Source organism: Plantactinospora mayteni (assembly GCF_016862935.1).
GTDB classification, from domain to species: Bacteria; Actinomycetota; Actinomycetes; order Mycobacteriales; family Micromonosporaceae; genus Plantactinospora; species Plantactinospora mayteni.
Genome location: NZ_BONX01000009.1, coordinates 51,963 through 76,619, shown reverse-complemented (window position 1 = coordinate 76,619; position 24,657 = coordinate 51,963). Strand labels below are relative to the sequence as shown.

The following is a 24,657-nucleotide window of genomic DNA, read 5'->3' as shown; positions in this document are numbered from 1 at the left end:
CCGCGTTACCCCGACGCCCGGGCGGTCGCCATCTCGTCGTGCCGGGCGGTGATCTCCTTGAGCCGCTGGATCACGGCGTCCCGGATCTCCGGCGGTTCGAGTACCCGGACATCGGGACCGTAGCCGACGAGCCTACTCGCGAGCGACTCGGCATCGCCGTACGGCAGGACCAGGCGGTCGCCGTCGGGTCCGCTGGTCGCCTCCCGGGCCCACCTGCGCAGCCCGGCCGCCCGGCCCGGTGCGACCAGCACGGTGGCCCGGCCGGAGCGCTCCACCGGCCCGGACCACTTCGCGACGTGGCTGATCAGGTCGACGCCGACGGGCGGCTCGAAGGCGCCCGGCTTGCCGATCGTCCGGACCGCACCACCGACGATCCGGGAGAGCCGGAAACAGCGGGGCGCGTCGCGGTCGAGGTCGTGGCCGACCACATACCACCGGGCCCGCCAGCAGACCACGCCCCAGGGTTGCAGCCGGCGGCTGGTCGGGGCGTCGCCGTCGGGTACCCGGTAGTCGAAGCCGACCGTGCGCCGATCCCGGGCCGCGGCGGTCAGCGGCCCGAACGCCGGGTCGACGGTGACCACCGGCTCCATCCCGAGGGTGGCCTGCGGGTCGACGTCGACGCCGGCGGCCCGGAGCTTCGCCAGCCCGGAGGAGGCCGCCGCGGCCAGCCCGGCGTGCCGCCAGAGCCGGGCGGCGATGCCCACCGCCGCCGCCTCGTCGGGCTCCAGCGGGATCTCCGGCAGCGCGTACTCCCGGTGCGCGATCCGGTAGCCCGGCTCCGCGTCGAAGGCGCTGGCCGTGCCGGTCTCGAGGGGTACGCCCAGCTCACGCAGCTCGGCCTTGTCCCGCTCGAACTTGCGCTGGAATGCCTCGTGGTCACGTGGGTCGTCCGGATCATGCTCATAGCCCGGCACGGTCGCGGCGATCTGCGCGGCGGTCAGGAACCGTCGGGTGGACAGCAAACAGATCACCAGGTTGACCAGGCGTTCGGTACGGGTCCGCGACACGACACAGACGCTAGCAGTGTCGGATCACGAAGCGGGTACCCGCGCGGCGCCCCGGCCGGCCGGACCCGCCGCCACCTGCCCCGACCGGCTCCTAGGCTGGCGTTATGGCGGACCCGGACGGCACCTCGGAGAGCCTCCTCACCGTGGTGGTGGCCGGGGTGGCCAACCTGGCGATAGCGCTCGCCAAGCTGTTCGCCGGGATGATCTCCGGCTCGTCCGCGATGCTCTCCGAGGGCGCCCACTCGATCGCCGACACCACCACCGAGGTGCTGCTCTTCACCGCGCTGCGCCGGGGCTCCCGGCCCGCCGACCCGGAGCATCCGTTCGGGTACGGCAAGGAGAGCTACGTCTGGGCGTTCATCGCCGCGGTCTTCACCTTCGTGGTCGGCGCGGGCTTCTCGATCACGCACGGGGTCAACACGATCCGGAGCGGTGAGCACACCGGGCAGTTCCTGGTCGCGTACGTGGTGTTGGCGATCTCGTTCCTGATCGAGTCGGTGTCGCTGACCCGGGCGGTCCGGCAGCTCCGCCGGGCGGCCCGACAGCGGCGGACCCGTCTGGCCCCCTTTCTGCGGAGCACCGCCGACACCACGGTCAAGGCGGTCTTCCTGGAGGACACCGCCGCGCTGATCGGCATCACGCTGGCCGCCGCCGGTCTCGCCCTGTCCGAGCTCACCGGCACCGAGGTCTGGGACGGGCTGGCCTCGATCCTGATCGGGCTGCTGCTCCTGGTGGTCGCCACCATCCTGGCCCGGAGCAACATCTCGCTGCTGGTCGGCCGGGCCGTACCGCCGCCGATGCACGACGAGATCCACCGCGAGCTCTCCGCGGTGCCGTCGGTGGAGCGGGTGGACACCCTGCTCACCATGCACCTGGGTCCGGACGACATCCTGGTCGCGGCCAAGGTCGACTTCCGGGACGAGGCGACCGGGGCGGACATCGAGGCCGGCGCCGAAGAGGCCGAACGCCGGCTGGTCGCCCGCTTCCCGCACGTGCAGTACGTCTTCCTCGACCCGACCCGGAGCCGCAGGCGGTAGCCGGTTACCCTGCCGGCCATGGTGCGATGGCGGTCCGGCACGGTCACGGAGGTCCGGCGAAGCTGGCGGGGCGCCGTCGAACTCGACGTCCGGCAGTCCGACGGGGCGCGGGTGCGGGCACTGGCGTACCCGGAACTGGTCGGCACTCCCGAGCCGGGCGACCGGGTGCTGCTGAACGTGGGCGCGCTGCTGATGGGGCTCGGCACCGGCGGGTACGCCCTGGTGGTGGCGCTGCCGGACCGGCTGCCGGCGGATCCGCCCCAGACGGTCGACAGCCGCGACGCCGGGCATCTGGTCAAGGCCCGCTACACGCCGTTGCAACCGATCCTGCTCGGTGTCGACGAGGAGGCGTCCCCGCACCGGGCGGCGCTGGCCGACGCCGACGACCTCGGCGGGCTGCCGGTGGTCACCGCCGATCTGCACTCCGCACTGCCGGCGATCGTGGCCGGGATCCGGGCCGACGCGCCCGACGCCCGGATCGGGTACCTGATGACCGACGGCGGCGCGCTGCCGGCCTGGTTCTCCCGCACCCTGGACGGCCTGCGTGCCGAACTCGCCGGCACGGTCACCGTCGGGCAGGCGTTCGGTGGTGACCTGGAGGCGACCAACCTGCACAGCGGGCTGCTCGCCGCCCGGCACGTGCTCCGGACCGACGTGGCGATCGTGGCGCAGGGGCCGGGCAACCTGGGCACCGGTACCCGATGGGGCTTTTCCGGGGTCGCGGTCGGCGAGGCGGTCAACGCCGTCGCCGCGCTGGGTGGCCGCCCGGTGGGCTCGCTGCGGATCTCCGGCGCCGACCTGCGGGACCGGCACCGGGGGCTGTCGCACCACAGCGTCACCGCGTACGGCCGGGTCGCGCTGGCCGCCGCCGATCTGGTACTCCCGGCCGAGTTGCCGGCGGAGCTGGCCGCGCTGGTCGAGCCGGCCGTGGCCGGGCTGGCGCAACGGCACCGGATCGTCCGGGTACCGGTGCACGGGCTCGACGAGGCGCTGCGGGCCAGCCCGGTCCCGCTCTCGACGATGGGCCGGGGACTGGCCGAGGAGCACGCCTACTTCCTGGCGGCAGCCGCCGCCGGGCGACACGCCGCCAGCCTGCGCTGACCCGGCCCCGGACCGGCGCCGAGGCAGGCGCTGGGCGGGGCCGGCACCGGCGGGACCGGACCGGGAAGAGGGTCAGCTCAGGAAGACCAGCGCCAGCCAGCCGGCCACGACCAGGACGAGCGCGAGCGTGAGTACCCAGGTGGGTACGGTGTACTCACCCCGGCGGTTGCGCTCGATCTCCTCCCGGATCTTGGCTCGCCGCCGCTCGATCCGGTTCTGCCGGATCGTCTCGGGGCGGCGGTGCTCGTCGTCGTCGCGGCTGTCTGGATGCGTCATAGCGGGGGAAAGCCTAACCGCCCGGCCTCACATGCTCGCGATCAGCCGCTCCACCCGCTCGTCGTACGCCCGGAACGGGTCCTTGCAGAGCACCGTGCGCTGGGCCTGGTCGTTCAGCTTGAGGTGTACCCAGTCGACGGTGAAGTCCCGGCGCTTCTCCTGGGCGTGCCGGATGAACTCGCCGCGCAGCCGGGCCCGGGTGGTCTGCGGCGGGGTCTCCTTCGCCTCGAAGATCTCCGGGTCGGTGGCGATCCGGTCCACCTGCTTGCGCCGCTCCAGCAGCCCGTAGAGGCCACGTCCCCGACGCAGGTCGTGGTACGCCAGGTCCATCTGGGCGATCCGGGGGTGCGACAGCGGCAGGTCGTTCTTGCGCTGGTACCGCTCGATGAGCTGGAGCTTGGTCACCCAGTCGATCTCCCGGGAGACCGGGTCCAGGTTGCCGCTCTCCACCGCGCCCAGCACCCGGCCCCAGAGTTCGACCACCCGCTTCGCGGTCTGGTCCCCGCCCCGCCGCTCGACGAACTCGGTCGCCTTGGCCAGGTATTCCTGCTGGATCTCCAGCGCGCTGATCTCCTTGTTCGAGGCGAGCCGGACCTTGCGCCGGCCGGTGACGTCGTGCGAAACCTCCCGGATCGCCCGGATCGGGTTCTCCAGCGACAGGTCGCGCATCACCACCCCGGCCTCGATCATCCGGAGCACGATGTCCGCGCTGCCGACCTTGAGCAGCGTGGTGACCTCGTTCATGTTGGAGTCGCCGACGATGACGTGCAGCCGCCGGTAGCGCTCGGCGTCGGCGTGCGGCTCGTCCCGGGTGTTGATGATCGGCCGGCTCCGGGTGGTCGCCGAGGAGACGCCCTCCCAGATGTGCTCGGCACGCTGGGAGAGGCAGTAGACGGCGCCACGCGGGGTCTGCAACACCTTGCCGGCGCCGCAGATGAGCTGCCGGGTGACCAGGAACGGGATCAGCACGTCGGCCAGCCGGCCGAACTCGCCGTGCCGGGAGACCAGGTAGTTCTCGTGGCAGCCGTACGAGTTGCCGGCCGAGTCGGTGTTGTTCTTGAACAGGTAGATTTCGCCCGCGATGCCCTCGTCGTGCAGCCGCTTCTCGGCGTCGACCAGCAGACCCTCCAGGATCCGTTCGCCGGCCCGGTCGTGGGCCACCAGGTCGGAGACCGAGTCGCACTCGGGGGTGGCGTATTCCGGGTGGGACCCGACGTCGAGGTAGAGCCGGGCACCGTTGCGCAGGAACACGTTGCTCGATCGCCCCCAGGAGACCACCCGACGGAAGAGGTAACGGGCGACCTCGTCCGGGGACAGCCGCCGTTGGCCGCGGTAGGTGCAGGTGACACCGTACTCGGTTTCAAGGCCGAAGATTCGCCGCTCCATGCTTGGAGATTAGTCGCCCGAGGCCCGGGTTGGTCAGTCTCGGGCCGTGGCGTTGTGCGGGAACTCCGGTAGCCGATCGTGGCGGACCGGTCACCGACCGGGATCCTCCAGGATGCCGAAGAGGTACTCGCCGTAGCCGCTCCGGCTCAGCGGCTGGGCCAGCTCGCGGAGTTCCTCGTCGGAGATCAGCCCGCTGCGCCAGACCACCTCCTCGATGCAGCCCACCTTGAGGCCCTGCCGCTCCTCGATCACCCGGACGAACTCGCCGGCCTGGACCAGCGAGGTGAAGGTGCCGGTGTCCAGCCAGGCGGTGCCCCGGTCGAGCGCGGTGACCTGGAGCCGGCCCGCCGCCAGGTAGGTCTGGTTGACCGCGGTGATCTCCAGTTCACCCCGGTCGCTCGGGGTCAGCCCCTTGGCGATCTCCACCACGTCGTTGGCGTAGAAGTAGAGGCCGGGGACGGCGTACCGGGACTTGGGTTTCTCCGGCTTCTCCTCGATCGACAACGCCCGCCCGTCGGAGTCGAACTCGACAATTCCGTAACCCTCGCAGTTCGCCACCGGATAGGCGAAGATCCGGCCACCGTCCGGGTCACCGTTGCGGGCCAGGCTCCGGCCCAGTCCGGCGCCGTAGAAGATGTTGTCGCCGAGGATCAGCGCGACCGAATCCCCGGCCAGGAACTCCTCGCCGAGAAGGAAAGCCTGTGCGATTCCGTCCGGGCTCGGCTGTGCGACGTACTCCAACCGGAGGCCCCACTGGGAGCCGTCACCCAGCAGGTTCCGGAACTGCGTCTGGTCCCCGGGAGTGGTGATGATGAGGATTTCCCGCATTCCCGCCATGACCAAGGTGGAGAGCGGGTAATAGATCATCGGTTTGTCGAAAATCGGCATGAGCTGTTTCGACACGGCCTGGGTGATCGGCCACAGCCGCGAGCCGGTACCGCCCGCCAGCAGGATTCCGCGCATTCGCGCAGGCTACCGGGGGTGGGCGCGATTGAAAGTCAATTGTCCGACAGCGGCCGGGCTTACCGCTGTTGCCGGCAACCGACGCGTAGACTTTCCGTTTCATGAGGATCCTCGTGACCGGTGGAGCCGGATTTATCGGTTCTGAATACGTACGTATGCTGCTGACCGGCACCGGTCCCCGGCTCGCGCCGAGCGCGGTCACCGTACTGGACAAGCTCACCTACTCCGGCAACCTGGCCAACCTCGACCCGGTACGCGCCGACCCCCGGCTCGAGGTGGTGGTCGGCGACATCTGCGACCCGGCCGTGGTCGACGAGGTGACCCCCGGGCACGACGTGATCGTGCACTTCGCCGCCGAGTCCCACGTCGACCGCTCCATCCACCGGCCCGCCCCGTTCGTCAGCACCAACGTGCTCGGCACGCAGACCCTGCTGGAGGCGGCGCTGCGGCACCGTACCGGCCGGTTCGTGCACGTCTCCACCGACGAGGTCTACGGCTCGATCGAGCAGGGATCCTGGACCGAGTCCACTCCGCTGGCGCCGAACTCGCCGTACTCGGCCGCCAAGGCGGGCTCCGACCTGCTGGCCCTGGCCTACCACCGCACCTACGGGATGGACGTGGTGCTGACCCGCTGCTCCAACAACTACGGGCCGTACCAGTTCCCCGAGAAGGTGATCCCGCTCTTCGTCACCAACCTGCTCGACGGCGGCAACGTGCCGCTCTACGGCGACGGCGGCAACGTCCGGGACTGGCTGCACGTACACGACCACTGTGTCGGGGTCGCCCTGGTGCAGGACAAGGGGCGCCCGGGCGAGGTCTACCACATCGGCGGCGGCACCGAGCTGACCAACCGCGAGCTGACCGCCCGGCTGCTCGCCGCCTGCGGCGCCGACTGGGACCGGGTCAGGCCGGTCGCCGACCGGATGGGGCACGATCGCCGCTACTCGCTGGACATCACCAAGATCAGTGAAGAACTCGGGTACGCCCCCCGGGTCGACCTCGACCGCGGGCTCGCCGAGACGGTCACCTGGTATCGGGAGAACCGGGCGTGGTGGGAGCCGCTCAGGGCACGGCTGCTGGGCAGCGAGGAGATCGGGCCGGCCGTACCGTGACCGCCCAGCGGGGCCCGGAGCCGCCGAGCTGGCTGGTGACCGGGGCCGGCGGGATGCTCGGCCGGGACCTGGTGGCGGTACTCTCCGCCCGGCACCCCGGACGGGTCACCACCGCCAGCCGAGCCGAGGTCGAGCTGACCGACCCGGCAGCGGTCCGGGCGGCGGTGGCCGGGCACCCGATCGTGGTCAACGCGGCGGCCTGGACCGACGTGGACGGTGCGGAGCAGCACGAGGAGGCCGCCACCGCAGTCAACGGCACCGGGGTGGCCAACCTGGCGGCAGCCTGTGCCGAGGCCGGCGCCCGGCTGCTGCACGTCTCGACCGACTACGTCTTCGCCGGCGACGCCGACCGGCCCTATCCGGAGGACGCCCCGACCGCCCCGGTCAACGCGTACGGGCGCGGCAAGCTGGCCGGTGAACTCGCCGTCGCCCGGCTGCTGCCGCAGACCGGATACCTGGTACGCACCGCGTGGCTGTACGGCGCACACGGCCCCAACTTCGTCGCCACGATGCTCCGGCTGGCCACCGAACGCCCGCACCTCGACGTGGTGGACGACCAGTTCGGGCAACCGACGTGGTCGTACGCCCTCGCGGAGCGGCTGGCCGACCTCGGCGCCGCCGCACACCGCGGAGCGGCCCCGGCCGGCATCTACCACGGCACGGCGAGTGGCCGGACCACCTGGTACGGCCTGGCTCGCGAGGTGTTCGCCCGGACCGGGCTCGACCCGGACCGGATCCGTCCGACCAGCAGCGACCGGTTTCCCCGCCCGGCCCGCCGGCCCGGCTTCAGCGTGCTCGGGCATGCCGGGTGGTCCCGGGCCGGGCTGGCACCGATGCCGGACTGGCGGGCGATGCTCGCCGACGCGCTACGACCCGACGGAACGCTGACCAGTGCTCCTCGGCCGCCCGCGCCGGGCCACGCCGCCGACGACCGGATCGGATCCGGATCGCGCTAGCGCCGTGTGGCCCGGGACCGGCACGTCGCTGAGCCGGCACGTCTCGCCGGACTCCTCGACCAGGACGACCTGGCCACAGGTGTGCGGCAGACCCGGCCCCAGCCCTACTCCGACTTCTCCTCGCCGTCGCTCGACGTGTCGCCGCCGGCCGGCTTCGCCTTGCCCTCCAGATCCGCCGAGCCGGCGGACTCGGCCGGCTTGTCCGGGCCGGGAGCCGGGGACTTCGGCTCGGCTGGTGGCGCCTCGCCGCCCTCGGCCGTGGCCGGCGCCCCGTTCAGCAGCGAGGCCAGCGCGGCACCGGTGATCCGGCGGAAGGAACGCCCGACCCGTCGCCGGTCCAGGATCGCCACCTCGAGCTGGCTGGCGGCGATGGTCCGGGGCGCACCGCCCTCGCCACCAACACTGCCGAGCGCCCGGACCGCCAGCCGGACCGCCGCGTCCAGCGACATGTCCGGCTGGTGCTCCTCGCGCAGCGCTCCGGTAACCGCCTCGGCCTGCCCGCCCATCGCCATCCGGCCGGGCTCGTCGCTGACCGAACCGTCGTAGGTGATCCGGTAGAGTTCGTCCGCCTCCGGCGTGCTGCCCACCTCGGCGACGCAGATCTCCACCTCGAACGGCTTGGACTGCTCGGTGAAGATCGCACCCAGGGTCTGCGCGTACGCGTTGGCCAGCGCCCGGCCGGTGACGTCCCGCCGGTCGAAGCTGAGCCCGGTGGCGTCGGCCATCCGGACGCCGGCCCGGCGCAGGTTCTCGAACTCGTTGTACCGGCCGACCGCCGCGAAGGCGATCCGGTCGTAGATCTCGCTGACCTTGTGCAGGGCGCTGGAGAGGTTCTCCGCCACGAAGAGCACCCCGCCGGAGTAGCTGAGCGTCACGGCGCTCCGGCCGCGCGCGATGCCCTTGCGGGCCAGCTCCGAGCGGTCGCGCATGATCTGCTCGGGTGAGGCGTAGAACTGCATGGCCACGGCGGCGGTTCTCCTAACCGGTTCTGCTGGCGACGGCGGGTTGCGGGTGGTGCGGGGCGGTCAGCCGCCCGGGTTCTCCATCCGGGCGGCGACCACCGCTTCGGCGACCTCGGCCGCCTCGGCGTCGGAGAGCCGGTTGGTGCCCTCCGCGGTGGCCGTCATCACCACTGGATAGATGCGGCGGCTCAGGTCGGGACCACCGGTGGCGCTGTCGTCGTCGGCGGCGTCGTAGAGCGCCTCGACGGCGATCCGGATGGCGTCGGGGGTGCTCAGCCCAGGGCGGTACCGCTTCTTCAGCGCCGCCTTCGCGAAGAGCGAGCCGGAGCCGATCCCGTCGTAGCCGGTCTCCTCGTAGGGCCCGCCGGCCACGTCGAAGCTGAAGATCCGGCCGGTCCTGGCCGGGTCGGTGGCCGCCAGGTCGAAGCCGGCGAAGAGCGGGATCACCGCGAGTCCCTGCATCGCCGCGCCGAGGTTGCCGCGGATCATCGCGGCCAGCCGGTTGGCCTTGCCGTCGAGGGAGAGCATCGCTCCCTCGATCTTCTCGTAGTGCTCCAGCTCCACCTGGAAGAGTCGCACCATCTCCAGGGCGATGCCCGCCGTGCCGGCGAAGCCGACCAGCGAGTATTCGTCGGCCGGGTGCACCTTGCGGATGTCCCGGCTGGAGATCAGGTTGCCCATGGTGCCGCGCCGGTCGCCGGCCATCACCACCCCGTCGGCGGTGGTCAGCGCGACGATGGTGGTGGCGTGCGGAACCAGTTCGCTGGCGGACCCGGGCGGCAGCGGCCGGCGACCGGGCAGCAGGTCGGGGGCCGCCGTGCTCAGGAACTGGGTGAACGAGGACGTCCCCACGTTGAGGAACACGTCTGGTAGACGCCCGGTTGGATCAAAAGCCGCTGCCACGTGCTCCCTCTCAGCTGTCTCGTCACGTCGCCCGGATCCCCCGCGTCAGCGCGGAAACCGGGCGAGGCCACCGTTGCGGTTGAAGCAGAGTATCCCCCGGATCTCCCCGGTGCGATGATCGTCGTCGCCGTGTTGCGCCACTCCCGACGGCGCCCATCCGGTGTGGCCGGCCGGGCCCGTGCGCCAGCCGATCGCACCGCCCGGACACCTGGACCCCGACCCGTGCGCCGGGGGTCGGCCGTCGCGCCGGTGCGGTCGGCACGGCCACCGCCGCGCACCGCGCCGGGCTCGGCGTGGCTGACCACGCCCGACCCGGCCCGGGTACGGCTACTGTCCGCCCTTCTGGACGTAGCCCCGGACGAACTCCTCGGCGTTCTCCTCGAGTACCGAGTCGATCTCGTCCAGCAGGTCGTCGACATCCTCGGTGATCTCCGCGTGCCGCTCGGCAACCTCCGGGTTCGCCTCGGTCGCGACCTCGTCGACCTCCTCGTCCCGGCGTGCCTTGCCGGACTGCGATTGACCGCCGGTGTCACGGGTAGCCATCTCTGCCGCCTCCTCCACGATCGCCTGGGGAAAACTTACCTCGGATGGACGACGAATCCTCCGGCACCGCCGCTCCGGCGGCACGCGCCCCGGCGTCAGCCACCGGTGATCGTCTCCAGCAGGTCCTTCGCGCTCGCGCAGCGGTCGAACAACGCGCCGACGTGCTTGCGGGTGCCCCGCTCGGGCTCCATCATCGGCACCCGCACCAGCGACTCCCGGCCGACGTCGAAGATGACCGAATCCCAGCTCGCCGCCACCACCTCGGAGGCGTACTGGGCGAGGCAGCGGCCCCGGAAGTAGGCGCGGGTGTCCTCCGGCGGCTCGGTCATCGCCGCGCGGGTCAGCTCCTCGGGCAGCAGAGTCGCCATCGACCCCCGACTGACCAACCGGTGGTAGAGGCCCTTCTCCGGGCGTACGTCGGAGTACTGGAGGTCGACCAGTTGCAGCTTGTGCGAGGCCCAGCCGAGCTTCTCCCGCTCCCGGTAGCCCTCCAGCAGCCGCAGCTTCGCCACCCAGTCCAGCTCGCCGGCGCAGAGCATCGGGTCCCGGCCGAGCCGGTCGAGTATGCCCTCCCAGCGGTCGAGTACGTCGGTGGTGTCCTGGTCGAGGTCGTCGCCGTACCGCTCGTCCACAAAGGAACGAGCCCGCTCGAAGTACGCCCACTGGAGGTCGAGTGCGGTCAGCCGACGGCCGTCGCGCAGCCGGAGCCGGTGCGACAGCGACGGGTCGTGGCTGACCGCCTTCAGCTCGCCCACCGGGTCGGCGATGGCCAGGTCCGGGCTGAGCGCCTTCTCCTCGATCATGGCGAGCACCAGCGAGGTGGTGCCGACCTTGAGATAGGTGGAGATCTCCGACAGGTTGGCGTCGCCGATGATCACGTGCAGTCGGCGGTATTTGTCGGCGTCCGCGTGCGGCTCGTCCCGGGTGTTGATGATCGGGCGCTTCAGCGTCGTCTCCAGCCCCACCTCGACCTCGAAGAAGTCGGCCCGCTGGGAGATCTGGAAACCGGGCTGCGAGCCGTCCTGGCCGATCCCGACCCGACCCGCGCCACAGACGATCTGCCGGGTCACGAAGAACGGTGTCAGGTACGCGACGATGTCGGCGAACGGGGTCTGCCGGCGCATCAGATAGTTCTCGTGCGCGCCGTAGCTGGCGCCCTTGTTGTCGGTGTTGTTCTTGTAGAGGTGGATCGGGTGGGTGCCCGGAATGGTGGCGGCCCGCCGGGACGCCTCGGCCATCACCCGCTCACCCGCCTTGTCCCAGCGGACCAGGTCCAGCGGGTTCGTCACCTCGGGAGTGGAGTATTCCGGGTGGGCGTGGTCGACGTAGAGCCGGGCGCCGTTGGTCAGTATCACGTTGGCCAGCCCGAGATCCTCGTCGGCCAGCGCCTCCGCCGGGTCGTAGGCGGCCCCGGAGTAGGTGAATCCGCGGGCGTCCCGCAACGGGGACTCCTCCTCGTAGTCCCACCGGGCCCGACCGCCCCGGGCCAGCTCCGGGCGGGCGCCGTAGGCGTTCACCACCTGCGAGGAGGTCACCATCGGGTTGGCTCCGGCCTGGCCGGGCACGGAGATGCCGTACTCCACCTCGGTGCCCATGATCCGCCGTACACTCATGCCGCCGCCTCGCTCCGCTCGGCGCCGCCATGAGGCACAGCCACCCTGAGTCGAATGATTCGCTCGCTACGCTCGCTCATGCCGCCGCCTCGCTCCGCTTCCCCATGCCGTTGAGCCTAGTCCGCGCCGTCGCCGGATTGTTCGCCCGGTGTGTCGACACGGCCACGGTACGCCTTCGGCGCTTCTTCGCCCGGTTCGGCGCCGAAGGTCCGGACGGCGAGTCGTAGTGGAAAGGTCCCGGACAGCACTGTGGGCGCCGCGATCGCGGCGCCCACAGATGCCGTTCGTCCGTTACAGGTATTGACCGGTGTTGCTCGCGGTCTCGATGGACCGGCCGGCCTCCGCGCCCTTACCACCGGAGACGAGGGTACGGATGTAGACGATCCGCTCCCCCTTCTTGCCGGAGATCCGGGCCCAGTCGTCGGGATTGGTGGTGTTGGGCAGGTCCTCGTTCTCCCGGAACTCGTCGACGCAGGCGTCGAGCAGGTGCTGCAAGCGCAGACCCTTGCGCCCGGAGGAGAGGAACTCCTTGATCGCCATCTTCTTGCCCCGGTCGACGATGTTCTGGATCATCGCGCCGGAGTTGAAGTCCTTGAAGTAGAGGACTTCCTTGTCGCCGTTGGCGTAGGTGACCTCGAGGAAGCGGTTCTCCTCGGTCTCCGAGTACATCCGCAGCACGACCGCCTCGATCATGGCCGCGACCGTGGACTGCGGGTCGTTGCCGTGCTCGGTCAGGTCGTCGGAGTGCAGCGGCAGCCCGGTGAGGATGTACTTGGAGAAGATGTCCCTGGCCGCCTCGGCGTCCGGCCGCTCGATCTTGATCTTCACGTCGAGCCGGCCGGGGCGGAGGATCGCCGGGTCGATCATGTCCTCCCGGTTGGAGGCACCGATCACGATCACGTTCTCCAGGCCCTCGACACCGTCGATCTCGCTGAGTAGCTGCGGAACGATGGTGTTCTCCACGTCGGAGGAGACGCCGGAGCCCCGGGTCCGGAACACCGAGTCCATCTCGTCGAAGAACACGATGACCGGAGTGCCCTCGCCGGCCTTCTCCCGAGCCCGCTGGAAAATCAGCCGGATGTGCCGCTCGGTCTCGCCGACGTACTTGTTGAGCAGCTCGGGGCCCTTGATGTTGAGGAAGAAACTGGTGTGCTTCTCCTCGCCCCGCCGCTCGGCGATCTTCTTGGCCAGTGAGTTCGCCACCGCCTTGGCGATCAGCGTCTTGCCGCAGCCGGGCGGGCCGTAGAGCAGGATGCCCTTCGGCGGCCGGAGCTGGTGCTCCCGGAAGAGGTCGGCGTGCAGGAACGGCAACTCGACGGCGTCCCGGATCTGCTCGATCTGGGCCTGTAGGCCACCGATGTCGCCGTAGTCGACGTCCGGCACCTCCTCCAGGACCAGCTCCTCGACCTCGCTCTTCGGAATCCGCTCGTACGCGTACGCCGAGCGGGGCTCGATCATGAGCGAGTCACCGGCCCGCAACGGCGCGCCGATGAGAGTCTCCGCGAGGTGGACGATCCGCTCCTCGTCGGCGTGGGAGATCACCAGTGCCCGGTCGCCCGCGCCGCCGGAGGGGCTGTCCAGCACCTCCTTGAGCATGACGACCTCGCCGACCCGCTCGTAGCCGAACGCGTCGACGATGTTGAGCGCGTCGTTGAGCAGGACCTCCTGCCCACGGCGCAGCTCCGCCACCTCGAGCGAGGGTGACACCGCCACCCGGAGCTTGCGACCACCGGTGAAGACGTCGACCGTACCGTCGTCGTGCCGGGCCAGGAAGACACCATAACCGCTCGGCGGTTGCGCCAGCCGGTCAATCTCCTCCTTGAGCGTGACGATCTGGGCGCGTGCCTCCTTGAGGGTGTTCACGAGCCGCTCGTTGTTCTCCGTGAGTCGAGCCAACTGCGCCTGTGTCGCCGCCAGCCGTTCCTCAAGCTGCCGGACGTGTCGAGGGCTTTCGGTCAACTTGCGCCGCACCAGAGCGAGTTCCTCTTGAAGAAACGCGACCTGGGTGGAGAGATCGTGGGCCTCCTTCTCCCACCGTGCGGCGCGCGAGTCCGCGTCGTCGCTGCGTGCCACGTCCCACCTCCCCGGGGGCTTGAACGTTCTGCCCTAACACTAACCGCTATGACGCTGATTCGGTTCCACGCAACACCCTCGTCGCCGAACCTTGATCACGTCGCCGACGACCGGTCGGGCCGGGGCCGGCGGATCGGGGTACCGTCACGGCGCGCCGGGCGGGCCCCAGGCGGCCCTGTCCGACGGCGGTCGCGGGCGGCCTCGGGACACCGCTGACCAGGGATTCCGCCCCTCAGACGGGCCCTGACGGCGGCGCGATCCCGCAACCGTGACGATTCGGCGTCGCGGCGCTACCGCCTGTCGCGGCGGCGCCGCTGACCCGCCCTCGGCGCGGTTTTCCAGGCTTGTCCGCCGGGTCGGAAACCCGGAAACGGTCGGCCGGCCACTTCCGGGATGTGCGGACGACAACGGGACGTTCTCCCACCGGCGATGACAGGAGGTTTCGCACGGCTCCGGCGGTACGTTTCGCACCGCGCCGATGCTCACAGAGTGGGACGGCCGACCACCGAGGCGACCAGTCGGGCGAACTCCTCCAGCCGGGAGATCTGCCCCGCACCGCCGTCGTCGAGCGTCTTGCCGAACCGCAGCGCGTCGTGCCGGGGCGGCGCCTGCGCCTCGTCGCCGGGTACGCCCTCGTCCAGCGAGCTGAGCAGCAGGTAGACGTCGATGCTGTCGACCCGGATCTGACCGGTCGGGGTACGGCTGAGTCGCCGCCGGCAGCCCACCTCGCTGACCGTCGAGACCGGCACCACCCGCAACGACGACGTCATCGAGCCGGCCGGGCCGTCGTCGGGTGGCACGTCTTCGCCGTGCCAGAGGATCAGCCGGCTGCCGTCGCAGATCGCGACCTCCTGCCAGACCCCGTTCACCTCGTTGACGAAGCGCTCCAGGGTGAAGCCGAGCACCGAGGCGCCGTTCAGCACCCCGGTCAACGCCTCCATCGCGACATCCGGGTCGCGCAGGTACGCCCGGGCGGCCGACTCCAGGTCCCGGTACGGCGACCAGTCGGGGAACACGGCCGGCAGGTCTCCCCCACCGAACGCCGGGCGGCTCATGCCGGCACTCCGCTACGCTCCGCGCCGACATGAGGCACATCCGCACTGAGCTGGCTGGTTCCTTCGCCAAGCTCGCTCATGCCGTCTCCTCGCCGTGCTCGGCACGCCCGCTGATGCGTCGACTCCGGCGGGAAGAGGTCATTCCGCGGCCCTCCCGGAGGTTGCCTCGGCCTCCTGGCGCGCCTGACGGCGCAGCGCGTACGCCTCGGCGCCCTTGCTGGGCTTGCGTCGGCGCGTCGGCGCGGTGACCCCGGGCGCGAGCCGGCGACTGGAGACGAGGAAGGCGGTGTGCGCGATCATGCGGTGGTCCGGGCGTACCGCGAGCCCGTCCGCGTGCCAGTCCCGGACCAGCGACTCCCAGGCCCGGGGCTCGGTGAACCCGCCCCGCTCGCGCAACGCCTCGACCAGTTCGGAGAGCTGGGGCGTGGTGGCGACGTAACCGATGAAGACCCCGCCCGGGACCAGCGCGCGTTCGACCATGTCGAGCGCCTCCCAGGGGGTGAGGAGGTCAAGGATGATCCGGTCGAAACCGGTTTCCTGGCAGTCTGCCACGTCGCCCACCCGGAGATTCCAGGCTGGATGCGGTCCACCGAAGAAGGATTCCACATTTCTGCGAGCGATCTCGGAAAAGTCCTCGCGCAGTTCGTAGGAATGGAGTTCGCCATCCGGGCCGACCGCCCGGAGCAGCGAGCAGGTCAGCGCGCCGGACCCGACGCCGGCCTCCAGGACCTTCGCGCCGGGGAAGACGTCCCCCATCGCCACGATCTGGGCCGCGTCCTTGGGATAGATCACCTGCGCACCGCGCGGCATGGAGAGCACGTAGTCCGCGAGCAGCGGCCGCAGCGCGAGGTAGGCCGTCCCGCCGGCCGAGGTGACCACGCTGCCGTCCGGCAACCCGATCAACGCGTCGTGCTCCAGCACGCCGCGATGGGTGTGGAACGACCGCCCGGGCGCCAGCGTGATGGTGTGCATCCGACCCTTCGGATCGGTGAGCTGGACCCGGTCACCGGGGCGGAACGGCCCTCGGTGCGCCGGTACCGGTGCGGTCGGAGCGGCGGGGACGGCGGTGGGCTGTGCGGTCACTGAGTCATCTTCCGTTTCGGCTCCAGGAGCTGCGCCAGGTCGGCGATATACAGAACGCCGACCACATCTTCGCCTGAGGTCACCAGGTACTGCGCGCCCGGGTGGGCCTGTACCGCGTGCACCACCTGCTCCCCGCCGAGCCCGACCGCGAGACTGGGCACCGCGTCCACGCCCCGGGCCACCGCGTCCACCGCCACCCAGGGCCGGCGCTCGACCGGTACGGCCTCGGCGGCGGTCCGGTCCACCAGCGCCACCAGCCGGCCGGACGAGTCCGCCACCCCGAGCGCCGAACCGCGCTGCCCGGCGTCCGCCCCGCGCCGCTGCGCCTCGGAAAGCGGGGTACCGCTCGGCACCGAGTAGACCGGCCGGGCCAACTGGGCCAGGTCGATGAGCGGGAACCGGCGGCTGATCCGGGCCGCCCGGATCGTCTGGCCGGCGCCCTGCCAGAGGGTGAACGCGACCAGCAGCACCAGCGCCAGGCCCAGCCACGGCAGCCCGCTGACCCAGGTCAGCAGCGTGAAGAGCACGGCGGTGCCGATCGCGACGGCACGGCCGGACCAGCCGGCCACCTCGGTCGCCAGGTGCCGGTCCCGGGTGACGGCCCAGACCCCGGCCCGCAACGCCCGTCCGCCGTCCAGCGGCAGCCCGGGCAGGATGTTGAAGAGCCCGACCAGCACGTTGCTGGCGGCGAGCTGGAATGCGAACTGGTTGGCCAGGGTGCCGTCCGGCAGGGCGAGGGTGGCGCCGATTCCGACCAGCCCGAGTACCAGGGAGACCGCCGGGCCGGCGAGCGAGACGAGCAGGTCCACCCGGGGTGTCGGGGCGTCCCGCTCCATCTCGGTGTAGCCGCCGAGCAGTTCGAGGGTGATGCCGCGCACCCCGATCCCGTACCGGCGGGCGGTCAGCGCGTGCCCCAGCTCGTGCAGGAGTACCGAGCCGAGCAGCAGGACCACGAAGACGAGCCCGACCAGATAGCCGGTGAGCTGCGACAGCGCGAGCTGTTGCCGGACGAACTCGCCGTACATGACGGTGACGAGTGCCACCAGCAGCAGCATCGACGGGTTCAGGTAGACCGGTACGCCGAACACCCGGCCGACGGTGAGGCCGGGCCGCCGGTCGGTACCGCGTCGCGGTCGCGAGTTTCCCTCCATCTCCTCCGATGCTACGGAACATCCCGTCGGGTGGCCCCCGCCGGTTCGGCCGGGGTGACCGCGGACGATCGGGGCCGGTACGCATGACGGGGCGGGTGGGCCGGGTTCGGTCGTACCCGTGACATAGCCTTCCGGACATGACGGCGGAGACGGTGACATCGCAGACAGCCACGGGCGGCCCGACGGATTCCCCGACCGTGCCCCCGGCCGCGGCCCAGGTCACCGCCTCGCTGTCCCCGTCCCGGGCGGCCGACTTCAAGACCTGTCCCCTGCTCTACCGGTTCCGCAGCATCGACCGGCTGCCGGAGCGGCCGAGTCTCGAGCAGGCCCGCGGCACGCTGGTGCACGCGGTGCTGGAACGCCTCTTCGACCTGCCGGCCGAGCAGCGCACGCCGGCCGCCGCCGGTGACCTGGTGGCGCCGCAGTGGGACCGGCTGGTGACCGAGCAGGCGGAGCTGGCCGAGATCTTCACCACCGGCGACCTCGCCGGTCCGGCCGAGTTCCTGGCCTCGGCCCGCGAGCTGCTCGACGGCTACTTCACGGTGGAGGATCCGCGCCGGCTGGAGCCGGCCGAGCGGGAGAGCCTGGTCTCCACGGTGGTGGACGAACAGCTACTCATCCGGGGTTACATCGACCGGCTGGACGTCTCGCCCGACGGCGCCCTGCGGGTGGTCGACTACAAGACCGGTGGCGCCCCCCGCGAGGCGTTCGAGGCCCGGGCGCTGTTCCAGCTCAAGTTCTACGCCCTGGTGCTGTGGCGCACCCGGGGGGTGGTGCCCAGGGTGCTGCGGCTGCTCTACCTCAAGGACGCGGAGGTCTGTGACTACACCCCCGACGCCGAGGAACTGGTCCGGTTCGAGCGCACCCTGCTGGCGCTCTGGCGGGCCATCGAGCAGGCCACCCTGGCCCGCGACTTCCGGCCCAAGCCGAGCCGGCTCTGTGACTGGTGCAACCACCAGGCGCACTGCCCGACCTTCGGCGGCACTCCGCCACCGTTCCCGGAGCCGACCGCGCCGGTCGACCCGGCGGCTCCGATCCCGCCACCGTCCCGGCCCGGCGCCCGGTCGGCTCCGGCTCCGGCTCCGGCTCCGGGGAGCGTGGCGGGTGCGCCGGCGGTGCCGAGCCAGTCGACCGTGACGGGCCGGGAGGGCGAGGCGGGCCGGGAGGGCGAGGCGGCGTCGGGGCTCGGGGTCGGCTCCGCCCAGGAGGAGCCCGGCTCCTCCTGAAGGAGGACCCCAGGGTCGCCGCTGGCGACGACCTGTCGCGCCACACAGCGGCTAGCGTCGCCAGCATGACCCCTACCGATGCCCGTGCGACGCCGGCCCCCGGCCGGGTCGAGGGGAACTGGTGGCGCTGGCGGCGCCTCCGGCTCGATCCCGGGCAGCGCAGGTGGCTGGTCCGCGACGGGCTGCTCGCGGTCGCCGCCGTCGCGGTGGAGACGGTGCTCGTCGGCACCGCGCCGCCGGGCGCCGCCCCGGGGGGATGGCCCGGGTGGGCGTTCTGGAGTGTCCTCTGCGCCACCCCGATCGCACTGCGCCGGGCGGCTCCGTGGCCGGCGGTGATGCTGGCGGTCCCGATCTTCGTCGCCTCGGTCCTGGCCGACGCGGCGCCGGTCACCATCGGGGCCACGTTGTGCCTGCTGACCTACACCACCGCCGCGCTGCTGCCACTTCGCCAGGCGGCGCTGGCCGCCGTAGCTGTCTGGGGGCCGGCCCTGACCGTCGCCCTCGCCGAGCCACCACAGTCCAACTCCAGCGAGCCCTCCCCCGCCTACCTGGTCTTCACCCAGGTACTGCTCGCGCTGGTCTGCTTCTTCGTCGGCCGTACGGTGCACGCCCGGCGGGCCACCATCCTGGCGCTGGAGGAGCGGGCCCGGGTCGCCGAGGAGAACCAGCGGTCGCTGGCCGACCAGGCGGTCGCCGACGAGCGCCGGCGAATCGCCCGCGAGCTGCACGACGTGGTCGCGCACCACGTCAGCGTGATGGGCGTACTGGCCACCGGGGCGCGCCGGGTGCTGTCCCGCGATCCGGCGGCCACCGACGGTGCACTGGGCACCATCGAGGAGACCAGCCGGACCACCCTGCGCGAGCTACGCCGGCTGCTGGACGTGCTGCGTACCGACGCCGAGCCGGCCGCCGAACTCTCCCCGCAGCCGGGACTGGCCGGCATCGAGGCGCTGGTGGAGCAGGTCAGGGAGGCCGGACTGCCGGTGACCCTGCGGGTGGACGGCACACCGGGCCCGCTGGACCCCGGGGTGGCGCTGACCGTGTTCCGGATCGTGCAGGAGGCGCTCACCAACACCCTCAAGCACGCCGGCGCGGCGACCGCCCAGGTCCGGTTGAGCTTCGGGGTCTACTGGCTGATCGTCGAGGTCGCGGACACCGGCCGGGGTCCGGCACCGGAGAGTGGACGGCTGGGGCACGGCCTGGTGGGAATGCGGGAACGGATGGCCCTCTACGGTGGAACCCTGCGCACCGGGCCCCGTCCCGGCGGCGGCTACCGGGTGTACGCCAAGATGCCGATGGAGCAGCTGGGTGCACCGATCAACAAGGGGGCGGCATGAGCGAGCGTAGTGAGCGAATCAGCCAGCTCAGTGCCGATGTGCCTCATGGCGGCACGGAGCGAAGCGGAGTGCCGGCATGAGCGACCGTAGCGAGTCCAGTCGGCCGGTACGGGTGCTGCTCGCCGACGACCAGCCGCTGCTACGTACCGGATTCCGGATGGTGTTGGGCGCGGAGGACGACCTGGACATCGTCGGCGAGGCCGGTGACGGCGTCGAGGCGGTGGACCTGTCCCGGCGGCTGCTCCCGGACGTGGTGCTGATGGACATCCGGATGCCCCGGATGGACGGGGTCGCCGCCACCCGGGCGATCATCGACGCCCGGCTGCCGGTCCGGGTACTCATCCTGACCACCTTCGATCTCGACGAGTACGTCGTCGGTGCGCTCCGGGCCGGGGCGAGCGGCTTCCTGGCCAAGGACGTACCCGCCGAGGACCTGGTCACCGCGATCCGGACCGTCGCCGCCGGCGAGGCGGTCGTGGCGCCCCGGATCCTCAAGCGGCTGCTGGACCGGTTCGCCGAGACCCTGCCGGACCCGGATGCCACCCCACCGAAGGCGATCGGCGTGCTGACCGAGCGGGAGCGGGAGGTACTGGTCCAGGTGGCCCGGGGGCTCTCCAACGCGGAGATCGCCCGGGTGCTGTCGGTGAGCGAGACGACCATCAAGACGCACGTCGGGCACGTGCTGACAAAGCTCGGCCTCCGTGACCGGGTCCAGGCGGTGGTGCTGGCCTACGAGACCGGGCTGGTCCGGCCCGGCGCCTGACAGCACCGCCACGTCCGGTGCGGCCGGGGGGGTCGATCGGCGGGCCGGCGAGCGGGGCCGGACGACCCTGAGGCGTACCCGGGGCGGGGCCGTCCGGCAGGCGTAGTCGGCGGCCGGCGTACCACCCTGGAGGAGTAGGCCCGACGGCCCGGACGGCGTACGACCCGCCGGGTGTGGAGTCGTCCAGCCGGAGGACCGGCCCGGGGCGCGGGGCGTACCCGAAGACCATCCCGGCGTACGACGGCCCGCCGGCTTCCCGCGCCTACCGTTTTCTCCAGGTACGGCGACGGCGGCGGAGGTCCCGCCGCCGGGCGGATGGAGGGGGAACATGACCGCGACGACGGGGGCACCGGAGCGGACCGGATCGGCGTTCCGGCGATCGACGCACAGCGCAAGCGGATCATGACAGACTGATACCGCCCCGCCGCGAGTCCGGCCAGAGCTGGACAGCGTGGCCGCAACCAAAACGTATCCGCCCGATAGGGAATCGGATCGCGAAATGCCGAGCCGATCGGGACCACCAACCTGATCGGCCGACTCCGACACGTCGCAGCCCCGGACAGCCGGGATGCCGACACCGGCGGAGTTAACGGCGCCGACACATATCAGTCAGGGGCAACCCTGATTCGGTATCAGGGCCGACCCGCAGCGAATTTTCCGCGTCGAGCTCCGCCGCGGGAGGGACGCCGAGGTTGCCCTGGTCGCCGACGATGGATGCTGCCGGCCGGACCGGATGGTCCGGCCGGACCAAGAATGTCTAGGGGGAGATGAAAGTGACCGCGACGCTAGCCCGAGGTGCCCAGATGGCCGCCCGGGCCAACGACGTGTGGAAGGTGTACGGCAGCGGAGAGGCACAGGTTGCCGCGCTGCGTGGCGTGAATGCGGAATTCGAAAGGGCCCGGTTCACCGCCATCATGGGACCGTCCGGATCCGGCAAGTCCACCCTGATGCACTGCCTCGCCGGGCTCGACTCGGTAACCCGGGGAACCATCCACATCGGCGACACCGCCGTCACCGGACTCGGTGACGCGGGTCTCACCAAACTGCGCCGGGATAAAGTCGGTTTCATCTTCCAGCAGTTCAACCTGCTGCCCACGTTGACCGCGCTGGAAAACATCCTGCTGCCGCTCTCGATCGCCGGTCGTAAACCCGACAAGGAATGGCTCGACACCGTCATCGACACCGTCGGGCTGCGGGACCGGCTGGGACACCGCCCGGCCCAGCTCTCCGGCGGGCAGCAGCAGCGGGTCGCCTGCGCCCGGGCACTCGCCTCCCGGCCCGACGTGATCTTCGCCGACGAGCCGACCGGCAACCTGGACTCCCGGGCCGGCGCCGAGGTGCTCGGCTTCCTGCGCCGCTCGGTCGCCGAATACCAGCAGACCATCGTGATGGTCACGCACGACCCGGTGGCCGCCTCCTACGCCGGCCGGGTCATCTTCCTCGCCGACGGCCAGATCGTCTCCGAGCTCATCGAACCGACCCCGGAGACCGTGCTGGACACCATGAAGAAGCTCGACGGGCTCGCCGAGGCGGGGCTCTGATGCTGCGCGCCACCCTGAAGAGCCTGCTCGCCCGCAAGGTCCGGCTGGTCCTCTCCGGACTGGCCGTCGTGCTCGGCGTGATGTTCGTCTCCGGCGCCTTCGTCCTCACCGACACCCTGGGCCGGTCCTTCGACACCGTCTTCAGCGACGCGTACGCCGGCACCGACGTCGGGGTCAGCGCCAAGCCGAAGATCGACGTCGGCGAGATGGAGGGCATGGAGGTCGCCGGCACCTTCCCGGCCAGCGCCCTGGAGCAGGTCCGTGGGGTCTCCGGGGTGGCCAGCGCCACCGGTCTGGCCGCGGCCGACGGCGCCCGGGTGATCGGCAGCAACGGCAAGGTGCTGACCTCGGTGGGCGCGCCCCAGTTCGGCTCCAACTGGACCGGCGAGAGCGGTCAGGTCGAACTTCGCGAGGGCCGGGGCCCCACCGCCGACAACGAGGTGGCCGTCAACGGGGCGGTGGCCAAGGCGGCCAAGCTCGCCGTCGGCGACCGGGTCGGCATCCTGACGCTTCAGCCGAAGCGCGAGTTCACCGTGGTCGGCATCTTCGGCTACGGCGGAGACCGGGACAGCCTCGGCGGCGCCCAGGAGGTGACCTTCACCGAACGGGCCGCCCAGGAACTGATGCTGGGCCAGCCCGGCGTCTTCTCCGAGCTGAGCGTCAAGGCGGCCGACGGGGTCGACCCGGCGAAGCTGCGCGACGACATCGCCGGCACGCTCGGCGACGGCTACGTGGTCAAGACCGGCGAACAGCTCTCCGAGGACGCCTCCGCCGGGCTGAAGGAGGGGCTCGCCTTCTTCAACAACATCCTGCTCGGCTTCGCCGGGGTGGCGCTCTTCGTCGGCATCTTCCTGATCCTGAACACGTTCTCGATCATCGTCGCCCAGCGCACCCGGGAACTCGCGCTGCTCCGGGCGATCGGGGCCGGCCGCCGTCAGGTGATCGGCTCGGTACTTGTCGAAGCCGTTGCGATCGGCCTGGTCGCCTCGGTACTCGGGCTCGGCGCCGGGATCGGCGTGGGCGCACTGCTGGCGTACGTCTTCGGGCAGACCGCCGGTGGGCTGCAACTGGCCGGGCTGGGCGTACCCCCGGCCGCGGTGATCAGCTCCTTCGCGGTCGGCCTGGTCGTCACCGTCATCGCGGCGGTACTACCGGCTATGCGGGCCGCCCGGATCCCTCCGGTGGCCGCCATGCAGGACGTGGCGACGCCGGACCGGCCGCTGACGAAGATCTCGGTCGCCGGTGCGGTGGTCTCCGCGATCGGCGGCACCCTGATGGCGTTCGGCCTCAGCGGCACCGGCGGCAACACCCTGCTGACCATCCTCGGCGGCGTACTGCTCTGCTTCATCGGGGTGGCCCTGCTGACCCCGCTGATCAGCCGCCCGGTGGTCGGGCTGCTCGGCCGGCTCTTCTCCTGGTCGGTCCCGGGCAAGCTGGGCCGGCTGAACTCGGGCCGCAACCCACGCCGTACCGCGATCACCGCCGCCGCGCTGATGGTCGGGATCGCCCTGGTCACCGGCGTGACGGTGATCCTCGACTCGGCCAAGAGCAGCATCACCGCGCTGGCCGAGGACACCATCCAGGCCGAGCTGGTCATCTCGGGGGCGCAGACCGGTCCCCGGCCGCCGAGCTTCGACCCGGCGGTGCTGGACCAGGCCGCCGAGGTGCCCGGTGTGGCCATGGTGGCCGGCCTGTACGGCGACCGCGCGGTGGTCGGCGGCAAGCAGGGCTGGATCACCGCGACCAGCAGCGTGCCCGCGCTACGGGAGATCTACCGGGCCACCCCGACCGCCGGCAGCATCGACTCGCTCGGCCCCAACCAGCTCCTGGTCGACTCGAAGACCGCGAAGGACCGGGGCCTCTCGGTCGGGGACACCGTGCCGGTGCAACTGTCCCGTGGGGATGCCCAGAACTACACGCTGACCGGCATCTACGCCGAGTCCGAGCTGTTCGGCGGGTTCGTGATCCCGGCCTCGGCGGCGGCCAACTTCGCGGTGCCGCAGCCGACGCAGGCGTACCTGAAGCTGGCGCCGGGTGCCTCGGTCGACCAGGTGATGCCGCGGGTCGAGACGCTGCTCGCGGACAGCCCCGAGGTGTCGGTCGCCGACCGGGCCGACTTCATCGAGCAGCAGGCCGGCCAGCTCGACGGGCTGCTGACGATGATCCAGATCCTGCTCGCGCTGGCGATCGTGATCGCCGTACTCGGCATCGTGAACACGCTGGCGCTGTCGGTGCTGGAGCGGACCCGGGAGCTGGGGCTGCTGCGGGCCATCGGGCTGCGGCGGGGTCAGACCATGCGGATGATCACCGTCGAGGCGGTGGTGATCTCGGTCTTCGGTGCCCTGCTCGGGGTGGCGGTCGGCGCCGGGCTCGGCGCCGCCGTGGTCCGGGCACTGCGCGAGGACGGCATCACCAACCTGGTGCTGCCGTGGAGCGAGATGGGGCTCTTCCTCGGCCTGGCGGCCGTGGTCGGGGTGGTCGCGGCGGTACTGCCGGCGATCCGCGCCGCCCGACTGAACGTGCTCGGCGCCATCGCGCACGAGTAGCGGGCCGGCCCATGGCCCGTGGG

General features: G+C 71.5%; 20 protein-coding genes and 1 pseudogene. 9 read left to right on the top strand and 12 right to left on the bottom strand.

The features are described 5' to 3' along the window. Positions 1–5: 5 nt before the first annotated feature. Positions 6–1,007 carry a helix-turn-helix transcriptional regulator gene (locus tag Pma05_RS08650; RefSeq protein ID WP_203856804.1) on the bottom strand — a complete coding sequence of 334 codons (1,002 nt, stop codon included), beginning with the start codon at positions 1,005–1,007 and terminating at the stop codon, positions 6–8. A gap of 104 nt (positions 1,008–1,111) precedes the next feature. On the opposite strand from Pma05_RS08650, the gene Pma05_RS08645 reads away from it, so the two are divergent. Together Pma05_RS08645 and Pma05_RS08640 are read left to right on the top strand one after the other, a co-directional pair. Further along, positions 1,112–2,044: a cation diffusion facilitator family transporter gene (locus Pma05_RS08645; protein WP_203856803.1), complete on the top strand. Its 933-nt coding sequence runs from the start codon at positions 1,112–1,114 to the stop codon at positions 2,042–2,044. Positions 2,045–2,062: 18 nt separating this feature from the next. Continuing rightward, positions 2,063–3,145 (top strand): DUF3866 family protein, encoded by a 1,083-nt coding sequence (locus tag Pma05_RS08640; protein WP_203856802.1) that lies wholly within the window; start codon positions 2,063–2,065, stop codon positions 3,143–3,145. Positions 3,146–3,217: 72 nt separating this feature from the next. Here Pma05_RS08640 and Pma05_RS08635 read toward each other — a convergent pair whose 3' ends face one another. The 3 genes from Pma05_RS08635 to rfbA all read right to left on the bottom strand — a co-directional run bounded on the left by Pma05_RS08635 (position 3,218) and on the right by rfbA (position 5,770). After that, a complete protein-coding gene (locus Pma05_RS08635) occupies positions 3,218–3,421 on the bottom strand; it encodes a hypothetical protein (RefSeq protein ID WP_203856801.1) in 204 nt (67 codons plus the stop codon). 27 nt (positions 3,422–3,448) lie between these two features. Further along, entirely contained in the window at positions 3,449–4,807 is a 1,359-nt protein-coding gene (gene pafA / locus Pma05_RS08630; protein WP_203856800.1) for a Pup--protein ligase, read from the bottom strand. A 90-nt stretch (positions 4,808–4,897) separates the two neighbouring features. Beyond that, positions 4,898–5,770: a glucose-1-phosphate thymidylyltransferase RfbA gene (rfbA, locus tag Pma05_RS08625; RefSeq protein WP_203856799.1), complete on the bottom strand. Its 873-nt coding sequence runs from the start codon at positions 5,768–5,770 to the stop codon at positions 4,898–4,900. 101 nt (positions 5,771–5,871) lie between these two features. Here rfbA and rfbB point away from each other — a divergent pair, with 101 nt between their 5' ends. Continuing rightward, positions 5,872–6,882 (top strand): dTDP-glucose 4,6-dehydratase, encoded by a 1,011-nt coding sequence (gene rfbB, locus Pma05_RS08620; protein ID WP_203856798.1) that lies wholly within the window; start codon positions 5,872–5,874, stop codon positions 6,880–6,882. Between the two features lie 35 nt (positions 6,883–6,917). Then, positions 6,918–7,838: a dTDP-4-dehydrorhamnose reductase gene (rfbD, locus tag Pma05_RS08615; RefSeq protein WP_275414662.1), complete on the top strand. Its 921-nt coding sequence runs from the start codon at positions 6,918–6,920 to the stop codon at positions 7,836–7,838. Positions 7,839–7,942: 104 nt separating this feature from the next. On the opposite strand, the gene prcA is transcribed toward rfbD, so the two are convergent. The 8 genes from prcA to Pma05_RS08575 all read right to left on the bottom strand — a co-directional run bounded on the left by prcA (position 7,943) and on the right by Pma05_RS08575 (position 17,221). Next, positions 7,943–8,803, bottom strand: coding sequence for a proteasome subunit alpha (prcA, locus tag Pma05_RS08610; RefSeq protein ID WP_203856797.1), 861 nt, complete (start codon positions 8,801–8,803; stop codon positions 7,943–7,945). A 60-nt stretch (positions 8,804–8,863) separates the two neighbouring features. After that, entirely contained in the window at positions 8,864–9,703 is an 840-nt protein-coding gene (gene prcB, locus Pma05_RS08605) for a proteasome subunit beta (RefSeq protein WP_203856796.1), read from the bottom strand. A 327-nt stretch (positions 9,704–10,030) separates the two neighbouring features. Next, positions 10,031–10,246: a ubiquitin-like protein Pup gene (locus Pma05_RS08600; RefSeq protein ID WP_101366062.1), complete on the bottom strand. Its 216-nt coding sequence runs from the start codon at positions 10,244–10,246 to the stop codon at positions 10,031–10,033. Between the two features lie 95 nt (positions 10,247–10,341). Further along, positions 10,342–11,859: a depupylase/deamidase Dop gene (gene dop / locus Pma05_RS08595; protein WP_344921562.1), complete on the bottom strand. Its 1,518-nt coding sequence runs from the start codon at positions 11,857–11,859 to the stop codon at positions 10,342–10,344. A 291-nt stretch (positions 11,860–12,150) separates the two neighbouring features. After that, entirely contained in the window at positions 12,151–13,932 is a 1,782-nt protein-coding gene (gene arc / locus Pma05_RS08590) for a proteasome ATPase (protein WP_203856795.1), read from the bottom strand. 482 nt (positions 13,933–14,414) lie between these two features. Beyond that, positions 14,415–14,987, bottom strand: a complete 573-nt coding sequence (locus Pma05_RS08585; protein ID WP_203856794.1) for a hypothetical protein — start codon at positions 14,985–14,987, stop codon at positions 14,415–14,417. A 138-nt stretch (positions 14,988–15,125) separates the two neighbouring features. Next, positions 15,126–16,070, bottom strand: a complete 945-nt coding sequence (locus Pma05_RS08580) for a tRNA (adenine-N1)-methyltransferase (protein WP_203856793.1) — start codon at positions 16,068–16,070, stop codon at positions 15,126–15,128. Further along, on the bottom strand, positions 16,067–17,221 hold the full coding sequence (locus Pma05_RS08575; RefSeq protein ID WP_203856792.1) for a site-2 protease family protein: 1,155 nt from the start codon (positions 17,219–17,221) through the stop codon (positions 16,067–16,069). Before Pma05_RS08575 ends, Pma05_RS08580 begins: the two co-directional genes overlap by 4 nt. Before the next feature lie 137 nt (positions 17,222–17,358). Between Pma05_RS08575 and Pma05_RS08570 the strand changes: the two are divergent. The 5 genes and pseudogenes from Pma05_RS08570 to Pma05_RS08550 form a co-directional block, all read left to right on the top strand. Further along, positions 17,359–18,309, top strand: a pseudogene (locus Pma05_RS08570) (RecB family exonuclease); the annotation flags it as partial. A gap of 203 nt (positions 18,310–18,512) precedes the next feature. Further along, a complete protein-coding gene (locus Pma05_RS43430; RefSeq protein WP_203856791.1) occupies positions 18,513–19,784 on the top strand; it encodes a sensor histidine kinase in 1,272 nt (423 codons plus the stop codon). 76 nt (positions 19,785–19,860) lie between these two features. After that, complete coding sequence (locus tag Pma05_RS08560) at positions 19,861–20,547, top strand: response regulator (protein WP_203856790.1); 687 nt, start codon at positions 19,861–19,863, stop codon at positions 20,545–20,547. A 773-nt stretch (positions 20,548–21,320) separates the two neighbouring features. Next, the gene (locus Pma05_RS08555; RefSeq protein WP_203856789.1) at positions 21,321–22,088 is read left to right on the top strand and encodes an ABC transporter ATP-binding protein; all 768 of its coding nucleotides are present in this window, start codon (positions 21,321–21,323) and stop codon (positions 22,086–22,088) included. Then, a complete protein-coding gene (locus tag Pma05_RS08550) occupies positions 22,088–24,634 on the top strand; it encodes an ABC transporter permease (RefSeq protein WP_203856788.1) in 2,547 nt (848 codons plus the stop codon). Before Pma05_RS08555 ends, Pma05_RS08550 begins: the two co-directional genes overlap by 1 nt. Positions 24,635–24,657 lie beyond the last annotated feature (23 nt).